Source organism: Clostridium sp. CTA-17 (assembly GCF_054767895.1).
Genome location: NZ_BAAABF010000007.1, coordinates 134,794 through 160,193 on the forward strand (window position 1 = coordinate 134,794; position 25,400 = coordinate 160,193).

The 25,400-nt window shown below is 29.2% G+C and carries 21 protein-coding genes; 6 read left to right on the forward strand and 15 right to left on the reverse strand.

Translation table 11 applies throughout. The annotated features are described in order from the left end of the window. Positions 1-24 precede the first annotated feature (24 nt). The 4 genes from ACYUCG_RS11880 to ACYUCG_RS11895 all read right to left on the reverse strand — a co-directional run bounded on the left by ACYUCG_RS11880 (position 25) and on the right by ACYUCG_RS11895 (position 6,047). Positions 25-309, reverse strand: a complete 285-nt coding sequence (locus ACYUCG_RS11880; protein WP_003456707.1) for a hypothetical protein — start codon at positions 307-309, stop codon at positions 25-27. A 240-nt stretch (positions 310-549) separates the two neighbouring features. Further along, positions 550-1,191 (reverse strand): VanZ family protein, encoded by a 642-nt coding sequence (locus ACYUCG_RS11885; protein WP_208361445.1) that lies wholly within the window; start codon positions 1,189-1,191, stop codon positions 550-552. 590 nt (positions 1,192-1,781) lie between these two features. Continuing rightward, positions 1,782-4,985 carry a carbamoyl-phosphate synthase large subunit gene (gene carB / locus ACYUCG_RS11890; RefSeq protein ID WP_460268684.1) on the reverse strand — a complete coding sequence of 1,068 codons (3,204 nt, stop codon included), beginning with the start codon at positions 4,983-4,985 and terminating at the stop codon, positions 1,782-1,784. A 12-nt stretch (positions 4,986-4,997) separates the two neighbouring features. Further along, positions 4,998-6,047: a carbamoyl phosphate synthase small subunit gene (locus ACYUCG_RS11895; protein ID WP_460268685.1), complete on the reverse strand. Its 1,050-nt coding sequence runs from the start codon at positions 6,045-6,047 to the stop codon at positions 4,998-5,000. A gap of 656 nt (positions 6,048-6,703) precedes the next feature. Here ACYUCG_RS11895 and ACYUCG_RS11900 point away from each other — a divergent pair. Then, on the forward strand, positions 6,704-7,360 hold the full coding sequence (locus ACYUCG_RS11900) for a hypothetical protein (protein WP_061429330.1): 657 nt from the start codon (positions 6,704-6,706) through the stop codon (positions 7,358-7,360). Positions 7,361-7,622: 262 nt separating this feature from the next. On the opposite strand, the gene ACYUCG_RS11905 is transcribed toward ACYUCG_RS11900, so the two are convergent. The 7 genes from ACYUCG_RS11905 to ACYUCG_RS11935 all read right to left on the reverse strand — a co-directional run bounded on the left by ACYUCG_RS11905 (position 7,623) and on the right by ACYUCG_RS11935 (position 14,369). Continuing rightward, the gene (locus tag ACYUCG_RS11905; RefSeq protein ID WP_060794752.1) at positions 7,623-9,095 is read right to left on the reverse strand and encodes a 4Fe-4S dicluster domain-containing protein; all 1,473 of its coding nucleotides are present in this window, start codon (positions 9,093-9,095) and stop codon (positions 7,623-7,625) included. A gap of 69 nt (positions 9,096-9,164) precedes the next feature. After that, entirely contained in the window at positions 9,165-9,782 is a 618-nt protein-coding gene (locus ACYUCG_RS11910) for a DNA-3-methyladenine glycosylase (protein WP_460268686.1), read from the reverse strand. A 312-nt stretch (positions 9,783-10,094) separates the two neighbouring features. After that, complete coding sequence (locus tag ACYUCG_RS11915; protein ID WP_460268687.1) at positions 10,095-10,406, reverse strand: PTS lactose/cellobiose transporter subunit IIA; 312 nt, start codon at positions 10,404-10,406, stop codon at positions 10,095-10,097. A gap of 101 nt (positions 10,407-10,507) precedes the next feature. Beyond that, positions 10,508-11,755: a glutamate-5-semialdehyde dehydrogenase gene (locus ACYUCG_RS11920; RefSeq protein ID WP_460268688.1), complete on the reverse strand. Its 1,248-nt coding sequence runs from the start codon at positions 11,753-11,755 to the stop codon at positions 10,508-10,510. A 2-nt stretch (positions 11,756-11,757) separates the two neighbouring features. Continuing rightward, positions 11,758-12,567 (reverse strand): glutamate 5-kinase, encoded by an 810-nt coding sequence (gene proB, locus ACYUCG_RS11925; protein WP_003450599.1) that lies wholly within the window; start codon positions 12,565-12,567, stop codon positions 11,758-11,760. An 86-nt stretch (positions 12,568-12,653) separates the two neighbouring features. Next, positions 12,654-13,532, reverse strand: a complete 879-nt coding sequence (locus tag ACYUCG_RS11930) for an SDR family oxidoreductase (RefSeq protein WP_060794747.1) — start codon at positions 13,530-13,532, stop codon at positions 12,654-12,656. Between the two features lie 63 nt (positions 13,533-13,595). Continuing rightward, positions 13,596-14,369 (reverse strand): SDR family NAD(P)-dependent oxidoreductase, encoded by a 774-nt coding sequence (locus tag ACYUCG_RS11935; protein ID WP_283681538.1) that lies wholly within the window; start codon positions 14,367-14,369, stop codon positions 13,596-13,598. 183 nt (positions 14,370-14,552) lie between these two features. Here ACYUCG_RS11935 and ACYUCG_RS11940 point away from each other — a divergent pair, with 183 nt between their 5' ends. Together ACYUCG_RS11940 and ACYUCG_RS11945 are read left to right on the forward strand one after the other, a co-directional pair. Next, positions 14,553-15,845 carry an NCS2 family permease gene (locus tag ACYUCG_RS11940; protein WP_240298917.1) on the forward strand — a complete coding sequence of 431 codons (1,293 nt, stop codon included), beginning with the start codon at positions 14,553-14,555 and terminating at the stop codon, positions 15,843-15,845. A 90-nt stretch (positions 15,846-15,935) separates the two neighbouring features. Further along, entirely contained in the window at positions 15,936-16,163 is a 228-nt protein-coding gene (locus tag ACYUCG_RS11945) for a hypothetical protein (protein WP_003450671.1), read from the forward strand. Between the two features lie 65 nt (positions 16,164-16,228). Here the strand turns inward: ACYUCG_RS11945 and hcp are convergent, their stop codons facing one another. Continuing rightward, on the reverse strand, positions 16,229-17,878 hold the full coding sequence (hcp, locus tag ACYUCG_RS11950; protein ID WP_240298918.1) for a hydroxylamine reductase: 1,650 nt from the start codon (positions 17,876-17,878) through the stop codon (positions 16,229-16,231). 304 nt (positions 17,879-18,182) lie between these two features. On the opposite strand from hcp, the gene ACYUCG_RS11955 reads away from it, so the two are divergent. Then, positions 18,183-19,532, forward strand: a complete 1,350-nt coding sequence (locus ACYUCG_RS11955; protein WP_283681541.1) for a YjiH family protein — start codon at positions 18,183-18,185, stop codon at positions 19,530-19,532. Positions 19,533-19,573: 41 nt separating this feature from the next. Here ACYUCG_RS11955 and ACYUCG_RS11960 read toward each other — a convergent pair whose 3' ends face one another. Next, positions 19,574-20,362 carry a staygreen family protein gene (locus tag ACYUCG_RS11960; RefSeq protein WP_060794741.1) on the reverse strand — a complete coding sequence of 263 codons (789 nt, stop codon included), beginning with the start codon at positions 20,360-20,362 and terminating at the stop codon, positions 19,574-19,576. Positions 20,363-20,495: 133 nt separating this feature from the next. Here ACYUCG_RS11960 and ACYUCG_RS11965 point away from each other — a divergent pair, with 133 nt between their 5' ends. Together ACYUCG_RS11965 and msrA are read left to right on the forward strand one after the other, a co-directional pair. Next, positions 20,496-21,083, forward strand: a complete 588-nt coding sequence (locus ACYUCG_RS11965; RefSeq protein WP_460268689.1) for a sugar O-acetyltransferase — start codon at positions 20,496-20,498, stop codon at positions 21,081-21,083. Between the two features lie 51 nt (positions 21,084-21,134). Beyond that, entirely contained in the window at positions 21,135-21,608 is a 474-nt protein-coding gene (gene msrA / locus ACYUCG_RS11970) for a peptide-methionine (S)-S-oxide reductase MsrA (protein ID WP_124040614.1), read from the forward strand. A 1-nt stretch (position 21,609) separates the two neighbouring features. On the opposite strand, the gene ACYUCG_RS11975 is transcribed toward msrA, so the two are convergent. Both ACYUCG_RS11975 and ACYUCG_RS11980 read right to left on the reverse strand, forming a co-directional pair. After that, complete coding sequence (locus tag ACYUCG_RS11975; protein WP_460268690.1) at positions 21,610-23,094, reverse strand: N-6 DNA methylase; 1,485 nt, start codon at positions 23,092-23,094, stop codon at positions 21,610-21,612. A gap of 128 nt (positions 23,095-23,222) precedes the next feature. After that, the gene (locus tag ACYUCG_RS11980) at positions 23,223-25,379 is read right to left on the reverse strand and encodes a YhgE/Pip family protein (protein ID WP_421750561.1); all 2,157 of its coding nucleotides are present in this window, start codon (positions 25,377-25,379) and stop codon (positions 23,223-23,225) included. Positions 25,380-25,400 lie beyond the last annotated feature (21 nt).

Sequence of the window (25,400 nt, forward strand, 5' to 3'; positions counted from 1 at the left end):
CAAAGGCCATTTTATCTTTTTATATTAATGATATGTATTTCCTAAACTAATTGAATTTTTACTTAATATTTCAAATGAATAGTCTTCATAAAAAACAAATGGATTATTATTTATAATTTCTTCTGCTTCTTTAAAATTATTAGCATGGAATATTATAGTTCCTCTATTTCTGAAATATGACCCACCACATAATACATACTTGCTTACAGCTGTATCTTTATACATTTTTGCTTTATGCTCACCTTGGAATCTATTATCTCCATTAATTTTATAATTTATTTTTACAAACATACCGCTGCTCTTAGTCATATAAATTAACCCCCTAAAATTTGTTATATGCTATTATATTATGTTAATGTCCTATATATTCCTAAGCTGTCTAAAAAAATATAAGAACTTATGTTCCCTCATCTTTTTTAATTTTATAAAACATATGTTCGCTTGTCAAGAAAAAAAAGGGATGTAATCATTAATATTACATCCTTTTTTCTATAAAATTCTTTATTTATATGTATATTTCTCTATTTTTTTACTTATAATGATTCTTATCTATGCACCCTCTTCTATCTCATCATCTCTTCTAGAAAAGCTATCCTTAATAAAGTAAGCTATTTTACAAATAAAATAAGCAATGAATATACCAACTAAATTTATAAATATATCTCCTAAATCAAAGAATCCTCTTTTAAATACATATTGAGCAAGTTCTATATTAAACTCTATAGATGCAGATAATATAAAGGCTAATACAAAGTTATATTTTCTTAGTACATATCCTATAGGCATAAAGAATATTATATTCCCTATTAAATATAACTGCCCTGTTCTATCCCCTCGTAGGCCATGTAAAACTGCAAAAGGATCTAACTGGAATCCCCTAGACATTTTAGGTCTAGCAAATAATAGTATAAACATTGTTCCTATATATAAGCCAAATAAGAATAATTTAAATAGTTTTGAAGTTTTCATTCTAGTTGTTGTTAAGAAAACTTGGTATATAAGCATAACACTTGTTAACTTAAAAAAGTTATATATTACAAAACCTTTTTTACCACTCAAATCTATTTTTATAAAAACATCTATACATTCCTTTACTATTAACTTATAAAATACCATTGCTAAAATTACTGAAATTATAAGCAAGATACTTTTTATAAAAAAATTCTTTAATACTCTTTTAGCTGTCTCCATAAAAATCACCCCCAATAATTTATAAATTTTATATTGAATATTAATATTTTTATAGTATAATAACTAAGTGCTTTTTAAAACAAGCCCCTTATAATTATTATACTTTAATTTAATCACATGTCTAAAATTAAAAATTTATCCACAGAATTATTTTTTAAAATTTATCCACAACAATTCAAAATCTTTTTTATCCACAAAATAAATAAGTTATATTTTTTCACAGTATTTTTCTTTCAAAACAAATTTTAATATACTTTATCCACAAAAATACTACAATTAGATTACCATTTAAATTTATATTTGATTTATCAAAATATTTTCTTATTTTAAAAGGGTAATCATGAAATTTTTAGCGCCAAAGGGCTCAGTTAGAATAAATAAATTACTTTTATTAAAATTTATCCACAAAGAAATTATTTCTCTTAACAAATTTAAAAACCTAACTGAGCCTAACTAAAAGGCAAATTTCAAACAACACATAACTAAAAAGTATATTTTAAAAATAATAAAAATATAAAATAAAATTAAAAGCCCTATTTAGCTTCAGTTAACCTAAAACTAAATAGGACTTATTTTATGTGATTAGTATCTTATATTAAGTTAAATACTTCTAAATCTCTATTGTGTGCTCCTTCTTTTTGTAAATCTACTAGAGCTTTAAGAGTATCTAATGAAGTCATAACTCCTATATTTCTTTCTATAGCCGCTCTTCTTATATGGAATCCATCTCTCTTAGAATCGTTAGCTTTAGTTGGAGTATTTACAACTAAATCTATTTCTTTATTCTTTATTAAATCCATGATGTTTGGAGATTCTTCTCCTATTCTTCTAACTTCCTTAGCGTCTATTCCAGCCTCTCTTAACTCCTTAGCTGTTCCTGTTGTTGCTATAAAATTATATCCTAATTTATCTAAAGCCTTAGCAAGTTCCATAAATTCTTTTTTATCATGTTTCTTAATAGTAGCTAAGATAGTTTTACCCTTATCTCCAGTGTACATTGAAGCTCCCACAAAGCCTTTATATAATGCTTCCCAAACATTTCTACCAACTCCTAAAACTTCTCCTGTAGATCTCATTTCTGGTCCTAAACTTACTTCAACATTAGGAAGTTTTTGAGTTGAGAATACTGGAACCTTAACTGATACTAAATCAGGCTCTTTATAAACCCCTGTTCCATATCCTAAATCTTTTAATTTTTCTCCAAGCATTATTCTAGTAGCTATATCTACTATCGGAACTCCACTTACCTTTGATATATAAGGCACTGTTCTTGAAGCTCTTGGATTAACTTCTATTACATAAAGCTTTCCTTCAAACTCAATAAACTGAATATTTATCATTCCCTTTATTCCTATGCTTAAAGCTAATTTCTTAGTGTAATCTAGAACATCTTCCTTTATCTTATCTGAAATATTTTGAGCTGGGTACATAGTAATACTATCTCCTGAGTGAACTCCTGCTCTTTCTAAATGCTCCATAATTCCTGGAACTAGAACATCTTCACCATCAGATATGGCATCAACTTCTATTTCTCTACCCATTAAGTATTTGTCTATAAGTATTGGATTCTTGGAATCTTTCTCAAAAGCATTTGTCAAATAGTATGTTAACTCTTCTTCATCATGAGTTATTTCCATACCTTGACCACCTAAAACGAAGGAAGGTCTAACTAAGATTGGGAATCCTAATCTTCTTGCTTCCTCTAAGCCTTCTTCTAAGCTCCAAACTCCTTTTCCCTTTGGTCTAGCTATATTAAGTCTTTCTAATAAATCATCAAATTGTTCTCTATCCTCAGCTAGGTCTATTTGATCTGAAGTAGTTCCTAATGTAGGAATGTTCTTCTCTTTTAAGAACTTAGCAAGCTTAATAGCTGTCTGACCACCAAATTGAAGTATAACTCCATCTGGATTTTCTTTATCTATTATGTTTAAAACATCTTCTTCAGTTAATGGCTCAAAGTAAAGCTTATCTGAAATACTGAAGTCTGTACTTACTGTCTCTGGGTTATTATTTATAACTATTGTTTCAATTCCTTGCTTTCTAAGTGCCATTACACAGTGAACTGAAGCATAGTCAAACTCTATTCCTTGACCTATTCTTATAGGACCTGACCCTATAACTACAACTTTCTTATTATCAGAAACAACTACTTCGTCATATTGTTCATATGTTGAATAATAGTATGGTGATAAAGCTTCAAACTCTCCACCACAAGTATCAACCATTTTATAAGCAGGCTTTATATGCCATATATCTCTTAATCTGTAGATTTCATCTGGTGAAACCTTTAGCATATCAGCTATTGCCTTATCTGAGAAACCTCTTCTCTTTAATTTTAATAACCACTCTCTATTTAAATCATCTATTGTACTTTGCTTAAGCTTTTGTTCTTCTTCAACTAACCATCTGAATTTTTCTAAGAAGAATATATCTATTCCAGTTATTTTTGAAACCATATCTATTCTGTATCCTCTTCTTAGCATTTCAGCTAAAGCAAATATTCTCTCATCATCTGGAGAAACTACCCTTTCTCTTAACTCATACATTGAAAGATCTTTAAATTTTTTATGTTCTAATGAATACTTACCTATTTCTAATGATCTTATACCCTTTAAAAATGCTGCCTCAAAATTACTTCCTATGGCCATTATTTCCCCAGTAGCCATCATCTTAGTTCCTAAAGCTCTATCAGCTCCTTGGAATTTATCAAAAGGCCATTTAGGAATTTTTACAACTACATAGTCTAATGAAGGCTCAAAACAAGCATATGTCATTCCTGTTACTGCATTTTTTATTTCATCTAATCCATATCCTAAAGCTATTTTAGCTGCCACCTTGGCTATTGGATAACCAGTTGCCTTTGAAGCTAAAGCTGAAGATCTTGAAACCCTTGGATTGATTTCTATTACTGCATATTCAAAGGAATGTGGATTTAAAGCAAACTGAACATTACATCCACCTTCAATTCCTACAGCATTTATTATATCTATTGATGCACTTCTAAGCATTTGATACTCTTTATCTGATAATGTCTGGCTAGGAGCTACAACTATTGAATCCCCAGTGTGTATTCCTACAGGGTCAATGTTTTCCATGTTACAAACTGTTATACAGTTACCAAAGGAGTCTCTCATTACTTCGTACTCAATTTCTTTCCATCCCTTAACACTCTTCTCTAAAAGAACCTGTCCAATTGTACTTAATTGTAATCCTGATGTTAATGTTTCTATTAATTCTTCTTCATTATTAGCTATTCCTCCACCAGTTCCTCCAAGAGTATATGCTGGTCTAACTATTACTGGATATCCAATCTTTCTAGCAAAGGCAATACCAGAATCTAAATCAGTTATTATTTCACTTTGAATAACAGGTTGATTGATTCTATTCATCATATCTCTGAATAGTTCTCTATCTTCCCCTTCTTTAATAGATTCTATGGAAGTACCTATTACTTTTACATTATATTTATCTAAAATTCCCTTTTCATAAAGCTCAACAGCAAGGTTTAATCCTGTTTGTCCACCCATTCCTGCTAAAAGGGAATCTGGTCTTTCTTTCTCTATTACTTTTTCTACAAATTCAACTGTTAAAGGCTCAAGATAAACCTTATCTGCTATTTCCTTATCAGTCATTATTGTAGCTGGGTTTGAGTTTACAAGTACAACTTCAATCCCTTCTTCTTTAAGAGCTTGGCAAGCTTGAGTACCTGAGTAATCAAACTCCGCTGCTTGTCCTATTATTATTGGACCTGAACCTATTACTAAAACTTTTTTTATATCTTTATTTAATGGCATATTACTTCCTCCTTATAGTGCATACTTCATAAACTCATCAAAAATGTATTCGCTATCCTTTGGTCCTGGACATGCTTCTGGGTGAAATTGAACTGAGAATATTGGTAATTCTTTATGTTTCATTCCCTCAACTGTTCCATCATTCATACTTACATGAGTTATTTCCATATTTTCTGGTAAAGTAGCAACATAGTATCCATGATTTTGTGATGTTATATGAACTCTGTTATTTATTAAATCTTTAACTGGATGGTTACATCCTCTATGACCAAACTTAAGCTTCTTAGTTTCTCCACCTAAGGTTAAAGCTAATAATTGATGTCCTAAACAAATTCCTACTATTGGTTTCTTTCCAACTATTTTCTTTATCTCATTTACTGCTTCTCCCATATCCTCTGGATCTCCAGGTCCATTTGATAAAAATACTAAGTCTGGATTTATTCCTAAAACTTCTTCTGCCTTAAAGTCATAAGGGAATACTGTAACATTACATCCTCTTTTTACAAAGTTTCTAATAATGTTTTGCTTTATTCCAAAGTCGATTATAGCTACATTCTTTCCTTCTCCTGAGATCTCATATTTTTCATTAGTTGAAACTATTGAAACTGCATCTCTATTTGAAAAAGCTTCTAACTTATCTTTAACATCTTCTAAGCTTGAATTATCTAAAACTATAATTCCCTTCATTGTCCCATTATTTCTTAAGATTTTTGTTAAGGCTCTTGTGTCTATACCATCTAAACCTAAAATCTTATTTTGAGCTAAGTAAGTTTCAAGCTCTAATTCACATCTAAAATTGTTTGGATACTGACATTTTTCTCTAACTATGAATCCCCTTACTTTAGGCTCCTTAGATTCTAAATCCTCTAAGTTAATTCCATAGTTACCTATTAAGGGATAAGTCATAGTTACTATTTGTCCATAATAAGAAGGATCAGTTAAAACCTCCTGATATCCTGTCATTCCGGTGTTGAAAACTACCTCTCCAACACACTCCTTTAAATATCCAAAGGCTTTACCTTCAAATATTATGCCATTTTCTAATATAAGCTTTGCTTTCATTTCTAGACCTCCTATTTTAAATCATATTTAAAAAACACACTTTAAAAGGTCTTAATTCCATTGCCATCATTCTAAATGTTATTTAATTAAAAGAAAGAGGTACTAGAGCGATTGCGTAAAAAATCAATCACTCTAATACCTCTTTTTCTCTTTTATATGGAATTGTATTAAAATACAAAGCTATTTCATTTTTTAATTTCATCTGTTTTTTTGTACAACAAAAAATTCTATTTAACATAATTATACCTCTTTCTGGCCTCACGGGACCAATTTAAAGTGTATTTTTATCTTATTGATAAATTCTTATTATCAATTTTAGTTTATTAAATTTATATAGTCAAGTCCATTTTATAAATTTAACAAGTTTTAACAATAAAATTTATTTTTACACAAAAAGTTAAGGTGCTAGATGTAAAACACCTAGCACCTTAACTTAATTTCAAACCTATACCTACTTCATTGTCCTATTGAAGCAATTATAATTATTATACATATAGAGCATTTTGTCAATGGAATTCATTGAAATTCTATAATTATTTCGTCACTTCTCTACAATTTTTATGATTATTAATTTTTATTAAAGTGTTTATAAAATTCACCTTTATATAGTAAAAAGCATAGTTTAATACTAAATAAAAATTTTATAGGAGATACTTATGGAAATAATTTATCCAAATGATTTTGTTAGATTCTTTAATGAAGATGAAGAAGTAGATGAAGTTGGTGAGTTTGAAGTCTTACCTGAGGATACAGAAAACTCCTTTGAAAGATACTACACTGGTAATGAAGATACATTTAATGATGACTATCCTATGAATTATAGAAATTCTGATTCAGATTCTAAATTCTCAGTAATACCACCAGTTATTAAAAATATTCCTGATAATATTGCAAATGTACCTGCTGTTATACAAGACTTACCTTATGCAATAAAGGATATGGGGCATGATTTAATGCATAGCGCACCTGTTGGATATATGGCTAATATGCTTCCTACACCAACTAATTGGCAAAGTCCTCAATCCCCTTCACCAATGGGACCACCTCCATCTTATATACCATCAAAAAAAGATGCAGGTGTTCAAAATTTTGGTCAAGGAAGTGGAAATCCAAATGCAAAAAATGTTAGTTCTGGCTCTATAAGATTTTGTCTATATAGATTCACTTATATTTGGCAAACTAACGGCAGAAGCTATTGGGCTTACTTAACTAGAGTTGATAGACGATCAGTTTCTGGCTGGCGTTGGGCTGGCTTTAGATGGGTTTACTTCGGAGTTGATTTAAGAAGAATTGATTCCTTTATTTGTTACTAAATAAATAAAATATTATTTATTGCAAACTTATATCACTTAATCCACTAAAATCTATTTAATTTATTATTTTTCTAAACTAAAAGCCTTTACTAATTAACCTAAATAAATAAAATGTCCTTAAATACCACTATAAGAATAATTTTACAGTTAATTAGTTAAAGGCCTAATTTTATTTTCTTAGTATGTTTATAATTTTATATAAACATACTTCTATAATCTATTTTTAAACTTTTATATTTTAAGTCATCATTAAATTTATATATTACTCATTTTTAGATAAATTTAAATCTTCAAATTTAATATCAGCTAAAGTATCATTTATCTTCTCAGAAGAAGATAATTCACCGTATTTATCAACCTCTTTACTATTCTTGATGTCATGATTTAAGGAGCCTGGCCCATTTATACATCCACCTTTACAAGCCATTCCTTCTAAAAAGTTCCCCTGCGCTCTTTTTAATTTTGCTAGCCTAAGTTTTATGTCGCAATCCTTAATTCCATCTCCAAGTATAGGTCTAAAATCTACCTTTATTCCTTCGCTATCTATAAGATGTTTAACTGATTCAGTAACTCCTCCACTTCTAGCAAAAAGTCTTCCATAAAATGAACCATGCTTAGTATCACTTTCTTCACATTCGTCGATTTTAATATTCCTAGAATCAAGTAAAGCTAAAAGCTCCTCAAAGGTTAATACATAATCAACATCTCCACTAACCTCACTTCTCTTAGCTTCAGTCTTCTTTGCAATACAAGGTCCTATAAATACAGTTTTAACATCTTTATTTTGAGATTTTATTAATCTTGCCATAGCTACCATAGGAGATACAGTATTAGATATACACTCCTTAAGCTCTGGATAATTTTTTTCTATATAGGAGACAAAGGCAGGGCAACAACTAGTTGTCATGAAATCTGATCCACCTTTTTCTTTAAATTCATTACATTCATGAACAGCTACCAAATCTGCTCCTAAAGCCGCTTCAAACACATCTTCAAAACCTAATTTTTTTATAGCTGTAATCACTTTACCGATCTTACTATGATTAAATTGAGATGATATAGCTGGTGCCACAATGGCATAAACTTTCTTATCATCTTTAAGTAATCTTATAACATCTACTAAATAAGATTTGTCCATTATAGCTCCAAAAGGACAATCAACTACGCAGGCTCCACATTGAATACATTTTGAATCATCTATTACAGCTTTTTTACTATCAACATCATAAGATAATGCTTTTGGAATACAAGCTCTCATACAAGGTCTCTTCACCTCAGCTATTGCATTATAAGGACAAACTTCTTTACATTTTCCACATTCTTTACACTTTTCATAATCAATTTTACATTTTCTATTGTCAAAACTTATAGCTCCAAAATTACAACTATCTCTACATTTCTTAGCTAGGCATCCTCTACATGCATCAGTAACTATAAATCTATTAACAGGACATTCATCACATGCTATGTCTATTACTTCTATCATGTTTTCTCTATTTTCATGTCCACCTAAAGCTAGTTTCATTCTTTCTTCAACTATAGCTCTTTCCTTATATATGCAACATCTTACATTAGGTTTTAAATCATCTACAATTTCTTTTGCTACATTAAGCTTCTCCTTTTCTAAAGTTCCATCAAATTCTTTCTCTGCTATTCTTTTTAAAACCTCATATTTAAGAACTTGAACAGCAGTGTCAAACTTTATATATTGCTTGTTAGCATCCTTTATAGCCATAAAAACTCCCCCACAAAATAACTATTGTAGCGTAGATATTATATTAAGATTTAAAGAAAATGCTATTTATTATTTTTTAGAGATAAATTTATTATCCTTAATATAGAATCTCCATAAAAAATCTCTAGCTTCCTCAGCATAATCTATACCTATTCTCTTTGCTTCAACAATAGAAAAATCCTTTTTAATTGAGGAATCATCTTCAACATAAATCTCTTCGCTACTAATAGTATTTATGCCATTCTCCCCCTTATCTATTCCTAAAGCCATACATAATTTTGATGGACCATTAGAAAAATTTTTCTTTTCGTAGTTTGATAACTCTTCATAACTCTTCTTATATCTTAAATTGCTCATTACTTCTATTCCCTCTAAAGGCTCAATTCCTCTTATGAGTACTCCTCCTGCCACATCTTTTTCTTCACTTATTAGATTTAAGCAGTTATACATTCCATAAATTATATAAACATATACAGTTCCTGGATCTGCATAAAGAGTTTCTGTTCTATTAGTTCTTTTGCCACCATAAGCATGAGAAGCTTTGTCTATGGCTCCTATATAAGCTTCCGTCTCAACAATCTTTCCTTTTAAAGTAACTCCATTAATCTTTCTAACTAAAACTTTTCCTAAAAGTTCTTTAGCTACAGTTAATGTATCTCTATTATAAAAATCTCTTCCTAATCTCATAAAGCACCTCTTCCATAATTCTCTTTTATAAAACTATTAGTTATACAATTTTATCTTTACTTACTAATTATAATTCTATACAATAACTTCTTAGTTTTATAAATTATTTAAATTTAATAGTAAAAAATATATCTTTTTACTGTTAATAAATTGAATATTAAACCTAAAAAAATATTGAATTAACATAAAATTCTTAATAACCAAAATAAAAAGCACTTTAACAAAAGTTTAAGTGCTTTTTATTTATAATATCTCTTTTTATTTGATTTTACATAATAATAAAATATTAAAATTTATTTATAATACTTATTACTAAAAATTTTTTTGATTTAATTTTTCATACAAATCTATTATTTCATTTGCTAAATCTTTTAATGTCATAGTAGTCATCAATTGATCCTGTGCATGAATTAATAGCATGGATATTTCTATTTTATTGTCACTAGCCTCGTCTTGAATCAAAGCTGTTTGTGATTTATGAGCTTTACCTAATTGCATTGATGCTTTTTCTATTAAGCTTCTACCCCCTTCTACATCTCCTGCTTTAGCAAGCTGAATAGCTTCCATAGCATAACTTCTAGCTTCTCCACTATGAATTATTAAATCCATGATTATTTCTTTCATTTTCCCATACTTCCTTTTTTCATAAATTAAAATCTCTTTACCCTTAAACACCTAAAATATTTCTTTAATATATGAAATTTAATTTTATAAGATTATATAATTTATCTAATTTGACCATTTCCATAAATTATATACTTATTTGTTGTTAATTCCTTAAGTCCCATTGGTCCTCTAGCATGTAACTTTTGTGTACTTATTCCAATTTCAGCACCAAATCCAAATTCTCCACCATCAGTAAATCTTGTTGAAGCATTTACATATACAGCAGCTGCATCAACTCTTTGAAGAAATTTCTCTGAGTTAAAATAATTTTTAGTTACTATTGTTTCTGAATGTTTTGTCCCATATTTATTTATATGAGAGATAGCCTCATCTAAATCTTTAACAACCTTAACTCCAAGGATATAGTCTAAATATTCTTTTCCCCAATCCTCTTCAGTTGCTAAGTTTATATCATTCACAATTGCCTTAGTTTTTTCACAACCTCTTATTTCAACGCCTTTTTCTTTTAAAACTTTTATTGCTACTGGTAAGAATTCCTCTGCTATTTTTTCATTAACTAATAGTTTTTCAGCAGCATTACATACAGCAGGTCTTGATGTTTTAGCATTTACTATTATATCTACACCCATATTTATATCAGCTTCATCATCTATGTATATATGGCAATTTCCAACTCCAGTCTCTATTACAGGTACTGTAGCATTATTTACTACGGCCTTTATAAGTCCTGCTCCACCTCTTGGAATTAAAACATCTAAATAGTCATTTAATCTCATAAAATCTGTAGCAGTTTCTCTTGAAGTATCCTCTAATATTTGAACTGATCCCTCTGGAAGACCTGCTTCCTTTAAGGCATCACTAATAATTTCAACTATTTTCAAGTTAGAATTTATAGCCTCACTGCCTCCTCTTAAAATAACAGCGTTTCCTGTTTTTAAACATAGGGCAGCAGCATCAGCAGTTACATTAGGTCTTGCTTCATATATTATTCCAACTACTCCTAATGGAACTCTTTGTACACCTATTCTAAGACCATTAGGTCTCTTAAACATAGATGTCACTTCTCCTATTGGATCATCTAATTTAACAACATCTGCTACGGCATTTGCTATAGATTTTACTCTTTCCTCATCTAATTTTAATCTATCAAGCATTGCATTAGATGTTCCCTTTTCAATCGCCTTTTCAAGATCTTTTTTATTTTCTTCTAATATCTCATCACATCTTTTTATTAAGAATTCACTTATTTTTAATAATCCATTATTTTTTTCATTAGTAGATGCAAATGAAAGTGTGTAAGAAGCTTCTTTTGCTTTTTTACCTTTTATAATAAGTTCATTATTCATTTTTATTCCCCCTTCTTAGCTACAAACATAGTTCCTATATCTTCACCATTTAATATGTCAATTAATATTTCTGGATTTTCTCCATTAGCTAAAATCATATCTATTCCATTACTTGTTGCTACCTTAGCTGCTGAAAGTTTAGTTACCATTCCGCCTGTTCCTCTATTACTTCCAGCTCCCCCTGCACATTCTTCTATTTCAGGAGTTATTTCATAAACTTCTTTAAGCATCTTACTATCCTCATTAGTTCTTGGATCTGAATCATAGAAACCATCTATATCAGATAATATTATTAAAGTATCTGCATTTACTAAAGTAGAAACTATAGCTGAAAGATTATCATTATCTCCAAAATTTAATATGTTTTGTATCTCATCTATTGATATAGCATCATTTTCATTAACTATAGGTATGATTCCTTTTTCTAATAAAGTATCAAATGTATTACATACGTTATTTTTCATTCTTTCATTTTCTAGTACATCTCTAGTTAAAAGAACCTGTGCCACAACATGACTATATTCTCCAAAAAATTTATTATATATATGCATTAAAGCACATTGTCCAACAGCAGCTACAGCTTGCTTTTCTCTTATAGTCTCTGGTTTTTTCTCAAGTCTAAGTTTTCCAACTCCAACCCCAATTGCTCCTGATGAAACAAGAACAACTTCTTTTCCCATATTACATATATCTGAAATTACTCTAGATAACTTTTCTATTCTCATTAAGTTTACACTTCCATTTTCATAAGTTAATGTAGAAGTTCCAACTTTAACAACTATTCTTTTACTATCTTTTAATGCTTTTCTCATTTGTAGGTTTCCCCCTTTTTATTTATAAAAATTATTTTTCCATTAAATCATAAGTATATTATATTCTAATACGTTAAATCATGAAACTACCCATTTATAATTTCTCCACCATTTACGTGTATTGTTATACCTGATATATATGATGCCTCATTACAAGCTAAGAAAACATAAGCCCCAGCAAGCTCTACTGGTTGACCAGCTCTTCCCATAGGTGAATTAACTCCAAATTCAGAAACTTTCTTTTTATTCATTGAAGATGGTATAAGAGGTGTCCATATAGGTCCTGGTGCTACAGCATTAACTCTAATTCCATTCTTAACTAGCATCGTTGCTAAAGTTCTTGTCATTGTGGTTAAAGCACCCTTAGTACATGAATAATCAAAAAGTATCTCATTTCCTCTATAAGCTGTAATAGAAGTTGTATTTATTATTGAACTTCCACATTCCATGTATTTAACTGCTGCCTTTGTCATATAGAAAGTTCCAAAAACATTTATTTTAAAAGTATTTTCTATTTGCTCTGGTCCAATATCATCTAAAGTTTTAGAATCATGTTGAACTGCTGCATTGTTAACTAATATATCAAGTTTTCCCCACTTTTCAATGACTTTCTTTACACTTGAGTTACAAAAATCCATATTAGAAATATCTCCTTTTATAACTAAAGCCTCAGAACCAGCACCTTCTATAAGTTCCTTAGTCTTATTAGCATCCTTATCCTCTTCATCTGATAAATATATTATACAAACTTTAGCCCCTTCTCTTGCATAAGCTAAGGCTATAGCTCTTCCTATCCCACTATCCCCACCAGTTATTATGGCTACCTTATTCTTAAGTCTTTTCCCATCATTTATATACTGTGGTAAATCATATATTGGTAATGGATTCATTTCATCCTCTACTCCAGGATGAATACTTTGATTTTGAACTGGAAATGTTGTTGGGAATAATTTTTCATTGCTCATAAATAATTTCCTCCTTAAAAACTTTATTTTAAATTTAATTATTCATAAGCTTATTATTCTCAATTATTTTTTACTTATAGCTTTATTTTGTATTTTCTTTACTATCTTTGCATTTAAAGTTGTGGGAGACAATTTAGATAAAAATACTAATACCTTATTCATAAATCCAGGAATACATATTGCCTTATTGTTCATCAAAGCCTTATAACCATATTCAGCCACTTCTTTGGCACTCATTGCTACATCTAAATCTCCCTTTCCAGCTCTCTTAGAAAAGTTCGTCTTAGTAGCTCCCGGGCAAAGGGTAACCACATTAATTCCTTTATCCTTAACTTCTTCTCTTAATGCCTGAGAAAATGATAAAACATATGCTTTACTAGCGTAATAAACTGATATTAATGGGCCTGGTTGATATGCTCCAGTAGAAGCAACATTTAAAATTCTCCCTTCCTTTTGATCTAGCATATCTTTTAAAATAAGCTTAGTTAATTTGGTTAAACTTATAATATTTACATTGATTATATCTAATTGCTTTTGCCAATCTATTTCATTAAATTCTCCATTTAATCCTATACCAGCATTATTTATTAATATATCTACTCTTCCTACCTCAGTTTTAATTTTCTCATATAAGATATCTATGTTTTCACTTAAACTAAAATCAACTTTATATATGTAAGCACTTACATATTTTTTCTTTGAAAGCTCTTCTAACTCTATTAATTTTTCTAAATTTCTTCCTACCAATATTACATTATAATGATTTTCCATAAATATTTTTGAAAATTCATATCCAATTCCACTAGTAGCCCCTGTTATTAAAACTGTTTTTTTCATAAAAATTCCCCTCTTAAAATAAATCCTTAATAAAACATTTATTATGTTTTCTTCTAATATGTCAAGTTTTTTCTGTAAACCTTTATTTAAAAAGCCTTTATTAAACGTTTAACATGTGATATAATAACATTTGCATCGATTGATGTGGGAGGGTGAGGGAGATATTTTAGAAAAGGAGAAAGGATGAAAAACTTTTTTAAACTTAAAGAACATGAAACAAATATAAGAACAGAATTACTTGCTGGTCTTACCTCATTTTTTGCTGCAGTTTATATAATTGTAGTAAATGCTAGCATACTTAGTGATGGTGGAGTATCTATGGAACCACTTATAATCGCTACAGTATTAGCATCATTAATTGGATGTGTACTCGTTGCACTTTTGAGTAATGCTCCTCTTATTATAATGCCTGGTATGGGTATTAATGCACTATTTACTTATACCATAGTAAATACTATGGGACTTACATTCCAACAAGCTTTAGCAGCTGTTATAGTAGCTGGTATTTTGTTTATTGTGGTAGCGGTTACACCTTTAGCTGATATGTTAACTAGTTCAATACCAACTTCATTAAAGGAAGCAATCACAGTTGGAATTGGTATTTTTATTACTTTCTTAGGATTACAAAAAGCTGGATTAATAGTAGGAGATGCTTCAACACTTGTTAAATTAGGTGATATTTCATCTAAGGAAGTTATAGTATTCTTTATCACTATGATACTAATGCTAGTTTTATTTATAAAAGATGTACCTGGTTCATTCCTAATAGGAATTTTATCTGGAACAGTTATATCAATGTTATTTGGAATTGTTGATTTATCAAGTTTTCAATTCTCATTACCTAATTTCAGTGAATATAAACAAGTTTTCTTATCAGCTAATTTTAGTGGAATAGCTTCAATTTCATTTTGGATTGCAACATTCTCTCTAACTTTAGTATTAGTATTTGAAAACATTGGTTTACTTCATGGACAAATTGATGGTATGTTAAAACAACCAAGTAAAAGACAAAGAGCTCTTAACGCTGTTGCCTTTACTACTATAATTTGTGGTATCTGTGGTACTAGTCCTTCAGTTTCAACTGTAGAAGGTAGTGCCGGAATAGCAGCTGGTGGTAAAACAGGATTAACTTCTATATTTGCAGGATTCTTATTTTTAATATCAATCTTCTTTATACCAGTTATATCACTTATTCCAAACTCAGCAATAGCTCCAGTCTTAATAATAATTGGAGGATTAATGATTCAAAATATAGTTTCAATAAACTTTGAAGACTTCACTGAATCATTCCCAGCGTTTCTTACTTTAACTATAATACCTTTAACATTTAGTATAGTTGATGGTATTGCTTTTGGATTTATAGCTTATCCTATTTGTAAGTTAGCAACAAAGAAGTATAAAGATGTATCTATCCCTATGTACGTTATATCAGCAATCTTTTTAATATATTTTGTACTTCATGCTACACAAATATAGCTTTAAATTATAAATTAAACTCCCTTTTTTATATCAATAAGGGAGTTTTTTTATATACTGATTATATATATTAAATTAGGAGTTAATTTTATGGAACTATTTAACTTACCTCCTGACCAACTGAATCTTCTTTGTATTTTAATAGCAAAAGATTACTCTACTAGATATAATGCTGATGAACTCAATGTTTTAGGTGATTTTCTTATTGCCTTAGGTTCTAACATAGTTGTATACTCTGCTAGCTTTTCCTATTTTGATAATTTAAGAGCTCAATCAAATAACTCAATTAATAATTCAAACAATATAAATAAAGACTAACACAGCTGTGTTAGTCTTCATTTATATAATTAATAATATATCCAAATTCTATATATTATTTACTATTATTCTCCTAAGAACATTTTCATATCATCTTCTACATTTGTAATTCCACCAATTCCAAAGTTCTCAACTAAAACTTTAGCTACGTTTGGTGATAAGAATGCTGGTAAAGTTGGTCCTAAATGAATGTTTTTAACACCTAAGTGTAATAATGATAATAATACTATTACAGCTTTTTGTTCATACCATGCTATGTTGTAGCTTATTGGTAATTCATTTACACTATCTGTTCCAAATACTTCAGCAAGTTTTAAAGCTATTACAACTAATGAGTATGAATCATTACATTGTCCCGCATCTAAAACTCTTGGAATTCCATTGATATCTCCAAGTGGTAATTTATTATATTTATATTTAGCACATCCAGCTGTTAATATAACAGTGTCTTTTGGTAATTTTTCAGCAAATTCTCTATAGTAATCTCTTGATTTAGCTCTTCCATCACATCCAGCCATTACGAAGAATCTTCTTATTGCACCTGATTTAACAGCATCAACTACTTGGTCAGCTAAAGCAAGTACTTGGTTATGAGCAAATCCACCTACTATTTCTCCTGTTTCAATTTCTGTTGGAGCGTTGCAAGTCTTAGCTAACTCTATTATTTGTGAGAAATCTTTGTGTCCATTTTCATCAGCTGTTATATGAGTACATCCTTCATATCCTACAGCACCTGTTGTGAATATTCTTCCTCTATATGAGTCTTGAACTGGTGTTATACAGTTTGTTGTCATTAATATTGGTCCATTAAATGATGCAAATTCTTTATTTTGTAACCACCATGCATTACCATAGTTTCCTGCAAAGTGAGTATATTTCTTGAATTTTGGATAGTAATGTCCTGGTAACATTTCACCATGAGTATAAACATCTACTCCTGTTCCTTCTGTTTGCTCTAATAACATTTCTAAGTCTTTTAAATCATGTCCTGATATTAATATTCCTGGGTTATTTCTAACTCCTATATTAACTTTTGTTATTTCTGGATGACCATAAGTTGAAGTGTTAGCTTCATCTAATAATGCCATTCCATCAACACCGAATTTTCCTGTTTCTAATGCTAAAGCTGTTAATTCATCTGCACTTAATGAATCATCTAATATTTTAACTAAAGTTTCTGCCATAAATGCATGAACTTCTTCTTTATCATGTCCTAAATTCATAGCATGCTCCATGTATGCTGCTAATCCTTTTAATCCATACATAATAAGCTCTCTTAAGCTTCTTATATCTTCATTTTCTGTAGCTAAAACTCCTACTTGTGAAGCTTTTTCCATCATTTCTTCACTAGTTGTAGCTGTCCAAGTTGCACATCCTTTGAAGTCTGATCCAACTGGATTTCCACCCTTAGCTTGTACTCTTTCTTTTAGCTCTTCTCTTGCTACTAAAGTATCTTTAACTCTTTTTTCTATTGCTTTAAAATCAAAGTTTGCATTAGTAATAGTAATAAATAAGTTATCTATTATCATTCTGTTTACTTTTTTATCTACTATTCCTACTTTTCTTCCTTCATTAGCTACTGTAGCTAATCCTTTAGTAACAAAAATTAAAAGGTCTTGTATTTTTGCTACATCTTCAGTTTTTCCACAAACTCCTCTTACAGTACAGCCTTTGCATCCTGCTGTTTCTTGACATTGAAAACAAAACATACTCATTTTAAATTCCTCCATGTTCTTTATTTTTATATGTAAAATTCTTTTAAGATTCTTTTTTATTAGCAACTCTCTCGGTCACCTTACATCTACGATTATACACAGGGTTTTTAATTAACTCGGTAACTAAAGTTACCTATTTAATAAATTTATTTCACTTTATAAAATTATGTATATAAAGCTTAATTTATTGAATATTTATACATTATTCATTATTTTTATGCAATTTTTCATTGATTTTATACATTTTATTGTGTATAATAGGCTTTGTACTAATTGATTTGTTTATTAAAAAGGGGGACTAAATTTGAAAACTAAATATAAATCGTCTGATTTATTAAAGTTTATAATTCCATCTTTATTAGGAGTAATTTTATTTATGGTTCCTATAAATGATGGTGGAAATATAACAATACCAGTAGCCTTTTTCACAACTAGACTTAAGGATTTAATAGGTGATTATTTACCTATTTTATCAATGATAGTTGTTGTAATAGCTGCTTCATTAACGATAATAACTAAAGCATTTAAGCCAAAATTTATAATAGAAAATAACTTTTTAAATTCATTATTAAATGTTAATTGGATTTGGACAATTGGAAGAATCTTAGGTGGATTATTTATAATATCAGCATTTACTGGATTTGGACCTGAAATAATAAAGTCTGATTTAACTGGGGCGTTTATATTAAATGATCTACTACCAACACTTATAGTGGTATTCTTCTTTGCAGGATTATTCCTGCCGCTTCTTTTAAACTTTGGTTTATTAGAATTCTGTGGTGCCTTACTAACTAAGATAATGAGACCATTATTTAAACTGCCTGGACGTTCATCAATAGACTGTATGACTTCTTGGTTAGGTGATGGAACTATTGGGGTATTACTTACCTCAAAACAATATGAAGAAGGATTTTATACTGAGAGAGAAGCTTGTATAGTTAGTACAATGTTCTCAGTTGTTTCAATAACTTTTAGCTTTGTTGTTTTATCACAGGTTGGATTAGAGAATATGTTTATTCCATTCTATTTAACTGTTACTTTTGCTGGAATAGTTGCTGCTATAATTCTTCCAAGAGTTTGGCCTCTTAGCAAAAAACCTGATGCTTATTTCAACAATGCAGAACCTAAAAATGTAGAAGATGTTCCTGAAGGATTTACTCCTTTCACTTTTGGAGTTTTTAAAGCAGTTGAAAAAGCCCAAAATGAAAGTAGCTTAAAAAAATTCTTCGCTGATGGAATTAAAAACGTACTTGAAATGTGGATAGGAGTTTTACCTGTAGTTATGGCAATGGGTACATTAGCTCTTATGATAGCTGAATATACTCCTGTATTCCAATGGCTTGGTGTTCCTTTTATTCCTTTATTTAAGATTTTAGGAATTCCAGAAGCTTCTGCAGCTTCTCAAACTGTTATAGTTGGATTTGCAGATATGTTCTTACCATCAGTTATAGCATCAAAAACTATTCTTAGTGATATGACTAAATTTGTAGTTGCTTGTGTATCAGTAACTCAACTTATATATTTATCAGAAGTTGGAAGTGTTATTTTAGGATCAAAAATACCACTAAACTTAAAAGAATTATTTATGATATTCTTAATGAGAACATTAGTTACTCTACCAGTTATAGCACTTATAGCACACTTATTATTCTAAAAAGTAAAAGAGATTGTTTTAATAACAATCTCTTTTTTTATTTACCTTGGATTTTTTACACTTAAAGTGCTTACTGTATTTGGAGTTACTAAAAACTCAATTATAAGGTTATTATATGCAGGTGGCATAGTTCCTACCTTAACTCCAACATAAATCTTATAGTTAAATTCACATTCATTATCTGCCTTAGCCTTAAACACCTCTAATACTTGCACATCTTTTAAACAATAATACATATCATTGTTATATAACTTTGTTATTTCAGCTTTAATATATGGATTTAATAAAGTGATTATAAAATTATTTACTAAAGGGTCATTATCATTTAAAATACTCTCTTCCATGTAAATATTATTATTATTTTTTTGTACATTTTCCATGCGATTATTAATATAATCCTTAAGTGTTCCATAATTTTCAATCTTATTAAGCTCTTCATAAGCAGATATAAATCTAACTATTATATTGCTATTTAACAAATCATCATTATTATTTAAAAACTTTCTATCTCCATATGCTATGGCAGTTAAGGCTAAAGGCAACTCTTTTCTAAACATGCTATCTCTCTTTATTGCTTCTTCTCTTCCTCCCTTTCCATCAACATATAAGTATATCTTTAAAATAAATCTATTGTTTACTCTTTTCCAAACCCCAAACACTTCATCTCTTGCTGACAAATTTATTTTGTCATAAGCATATGCCAACGCTACTGTCAGAAATAACTCTCCAGTATCATCATTATGAGTTAATGTATACTTTCTTCCTTCTATAGGTTTTTCATCTGTAATTCCATTCCTAAATTCAACATTTAACATTTTAGGATCAAACATAACTTAACACCTCAAAAATAATAATATTAGCTATTCATTATATGAAATTTTAATTATTTCTATAACTAATCTGATGAAATATATATATGTTACTGATAAAATAAGTGTGAGAATAAATATTGGAGGATTTTTTATGGCTATGACAGAAAAAGAAAAAATGATAGCAGGTCTGCCTTATAACCCTGCTGATCCAGAATTAACTAAAGGTAGAATTAGAGCTAGAATTTTATTTCAAAAGTTTAACAACCTAAATTTATCAGATAATGAAGAAGATGCTGATAAGACTTTTAAAGAAAGAAGTAATATATTAAAAGAACTTTTAGGTTCAACAGGTGAAAGTATATATATGGAACCTAACTTCAAATGTGATTATGGTTATAACATATCAGTTGGTAATAACTTTTACGCAAATTTTGATTGTGTAATGCTTGATGTTTGTAAAATCGCAATAGGAGAAAACTGTTTTTTTGCTCCTGGAGTTCACATTTATACAGCTACTCATCCAATTGATCCTATTGAAAGACTTAATTATGAATTTGGTAAGCCTGTAACCATAGGTAATAATGTTTGGATTGGAGGACATGCTACAATAAACCCAGGTGTAACTATAGGAAATAATGTAGTGGTGGCATCTGGATCAGTTGTAACTAAGGATGTGCCTGATAATGTAGTGGTAGGTGGAAATCCAGCAAAAATAATAAAAAAAGTTGAGACTAAATAATCATAATTATTTTATAAATAGGAAAGCTAAAACTTATAAGGAGGGTTCATTATGAAAAAAATTGTATTAGCAGGTGGTTGTTTTTGGGGTGTAGAAGAATTTCTTTCTAGAATCAATGGTGTACTAAGCACTGAAGTTGGATATGCTAATGGGCGTACTGAAAATCCTACTTATGAAGATATATGCACTAAAAATACTTACTTTGCTGAAGTCTGTCTTGTAAATTATGATGAAAACATAATATCTCTTAAAGAATTATTAGCTAAGTTTTGGACAATAATAGATCCAACATCATTAAATAAACAAGGCAATGATGTTGGTAGCCAATATAGAACTGGCATTTACTATGTAGATCATTCAGATTTACAAGAGATTTTACATAGTAAAGAAGAACTTCAAAAGTCTTATTCAAAGAAAATAGTGACAGAGGTTAAGCCCTTAGAAAACTATTATAAAGCTGAAGAATATCATCAAAAATATCTTAAAAAGAATCCTAATGGGTACTGTCACATAAAGTTAGATTAAACTAAGTAACTTCAACTAAGTACTTTTTAAAATTAGAAATTAGATTTTTAGACTCATTTGAAATTTTAGCAACATGATTAACAATATTGTCTATATGACATAACTCAGTTTCTATACTAGAATTTTGTTTTCTCAAATTATAAGCTCTTTTAGCTAAATAAGAAAGTTTGGCTTTTTCATCTTTAGAGAAGCTTAAAAGTGGTATTCTAGATACATATCCTGAAGTTATCATGTTGCTTCTTATTAATGCTCCCCTAACAAGATAAGTTACTAGGGATGAATTTAAATAAGCTAGTAACCACCAAACCTCTTCTGATTCACATATTATATTAGGATTAACTCCAAAGGTAGAGTTTTTAGGCAATATACATGCATTAAAGGAAACTCCCATAGATGAACATGTTATTCCATTTTTATAAAGAACCTTTTTATTTCTAACATTAAAATTTTTATTAACCTTTTCTATTTCTAAAAAATCTTTATGTAAATAAATTACTCTATCTGTATAAAACTTATCTTTCCCTGGGTTTTTGTAAAAAGGAATAATAAATTCATTGCTTTTTTCTTTAGATAAAAACTCTTTATCATTACCTGTTGATATGCCTGTTACGCATTTAAACTTTTCTCCAAGCCTAATATTATTAAATAAAATTCTTATATCCTCAGGACATTCTATTAAAAACTCTAAATTATCCTTTTTATTTTGCAATACAATCTCTTGTAAATTATAAAGTTTTTCCTTATCATTATCTTTTATCCTATTTAATAACTCTTTAAATTCTTCTATGGACTTTGGTCTATTATTTACAACTATCTTTTCTTGATACTCTTTTCCCTTTCTTAAAATAAGTATGCTTGTCCTAACATCTGCCCCTTGATTATGAAAAAGTCCTCTAGGACACATAGTTATTTCATGTATAGAACATTCCCTAAGAATTTTATCTCTAAGCCTCTTATGATTTTTCGCTGTAAAAAATGAATCATTAGTAATAAATCCAATAACAGCGCCATTCTTTGCCTTATCTATTATGGCAGCTATAAACATGCTGTACATATTATGTAATCCAACCTCATTGAAATAATTCTTAAGCCTCTCCTTATTCTCCTTTATGAAATTAACCTCATGACAATTATATGGTGGATTAGCAATGTAATAATCATAGTCCCATGTTTTTTTATTTTTTTGAGAGCAATAATAATTTATAAAATTGCCTTTTTTAAACTCACATCTGTAATTGTTTTTATATTTTATTAAATCCATACCTATGGTTTTTATTCCCAAGTCACTAAAGTAATCAGTTAGTTCCTCTTTTCCACAACATGGATCAAATAAAGTTTCCCCTTTACTATTTATATCTATGATTCTTTTTCCTATATATCTTGCAACAAATGGAGGTGTAGCATAATATCCAATCTCTCTAACATCAATAATTTCCTTATGCTTTATATCAACTGCTTTATATAAGTTTTTCTCTTTTCTTCCCATAAAACACCCCACATTAACAAGAAATATTTACTCATTATATTTTACCACATATTTCTATTAATTATAATTTTAAGAAGCTTTTATAAAACAAAAAGAGTAAAGAATTAATCTTTACTCTTTTCTTTATTTTATAATCCTGATTCTCTGAATTTATGCTCCACAAACTCAGTAAGTCTATGGAATGGCTTTTTAAGAATACATAGTAATAAGAATATTAATAAGAATATTCCTAAAGCTTTCATATCCTTAGAGACAGCATCCCATATTGGTCCAGCTATTGCCTCTCTAAATCCATCTATAGAATAAGTAAATGGCCATAAAGGTTGTAGAACCTCAAATATTTTTGGATTTGTTTGTATTGGATAAATTCCTCCAGCTCCAGCTACTTGGAATACCATTATAACAATGGCTATTGCTTTACCTATGTTTCCAAATAATGATACTAAGGTAAATATCATTACCGTAAATACAATAGAACTAACTATTGCGAATCCAAACATCAATGGCATATTTGCAGGATTTACTCCTAATATATATATATCCCCTAAAACTACTATTACTGTTTGAATTAATGATATAGTCAAGAATAATAACATTTTACCAAAGTGCTTTTGAATAAGATTTAATTTTGTTCCATCTTCAAAATCCTCACACTCTGCTGTTAATAATGATGTAAGTAATAATGAACCAACCCAAATTGCTAAAGTTGTATAAAATGGTGTAAGTCCTACTCCAAATATACCTGCATCATAAACCTGTTCCTCTTTTACTGTTATAGGAGAGGATATAAATGATGCTATTTCTTCTGGATTTTTGCTCATTACATCTATTAAATTATTTAAATTCTCTTCAGTTAATCCTGAAGTTTTTTCTATTAATTGACTAATTGCATCTTGGAACTCAGTAAGTTTACTTGTTACTTGATCAGCTTGTTGACTAGCCACATCACTGCTAGCTATGCCAAAAGTAGTTAAAGCATTTAATTGTGGAACAACTACCTTTGTTGTTTCTAATACTGAGTTAGCAGTATCTAATCCACCTTTTAATGAATTTCCAATAGTATTTAAAGCTGGTGCTCCATCATTATAAAAATTATTTGAAACATTTATTAAAGCCGAACTTGTTTCAGTACTTATTGTAGAAACCGCCTCTATAGCTTTAGCTATATCTTCCTTACTCGCATTATTTGATAATGCTGTTTTTAAAGCAGCTAATTGTTCTCTTTCTTTAGATACTAAATCTTTTGCAGCATTTAACTTATCTATTAAATTACCTATTTTATTATTTGGTATTACTGAATTTATTTTCTCTAAAGCTTTAATATTATTATCTATAATCTTATTTAATGAATCTGTTAAATTTATTAACTTATCTATAGTTTCAACCATCTTAGTTGTATCCATAGCATTATTTAATTCTTTAAGCTTTGAAAGTAAATTTTGTAATTCCTGATTTGTTGATTGCATTGTTACAACATCACTGCTAAAACTATTTGATACAGCATTAACTGTTTGTTGTGTTGAATTTATTAAACTTTTACTTGCCTCAACAGTAGTTTGTAAATTATTTATTTGGTCTGTTACCTTTGGTAAATCATTTCTTACACTAGAAAGATAATTACTTAAACTTTTTGAATCTCCATTCGCTTTCTGAACAAAATCTTGAATTTCCTTTAAACTACTATTAGCACTCTGTAACGTATCTCTCACTTTTAATATTTCTGGTTTATTAGTTTCTAACTTTCCACCTAATTGATTTAAAATATCAAAAGCTTCTTTATTTACAGTATCAACAAAGTTAGATTTTATTTCATCTGTAACTTTATTTTTTGCAACATTTGTTATTTTGTTTGCTATAGCATTAGATTTTTCATTTACTTTATAAATTATATCCGGCTTTTGAGGACTTCCTGTAGTTAAACTTGTTAATCCTTCTGAGAAATCTGAAGGTATTTCAATCATTGCATAATACTTACCTTCATTTAATCCATAATTTCCTTGCCATGCATCTACAAACTGCCATCCTATAGCATCATTCTTTTTAAGTTCATCAATTACTTCCTTACCTACATTTATCTCTTTACCATTTACCTCAGCGCCTTTGTCATTATTGACAACAGCAACTGGTAAATTTCCTGTATTAACATAAGGGTCCCAACATGCCTTAATGTTAATCCAAGCATAAAGAGATGGTATTATACATAAACCAATGACTATTGCTAAAGCCGCTGGATTTTTCCTTATATTTCTTAAATCTCTTCGAAAGACTTTAAAAATTTTCTTCATAATTCACCTCTTAAAATACAG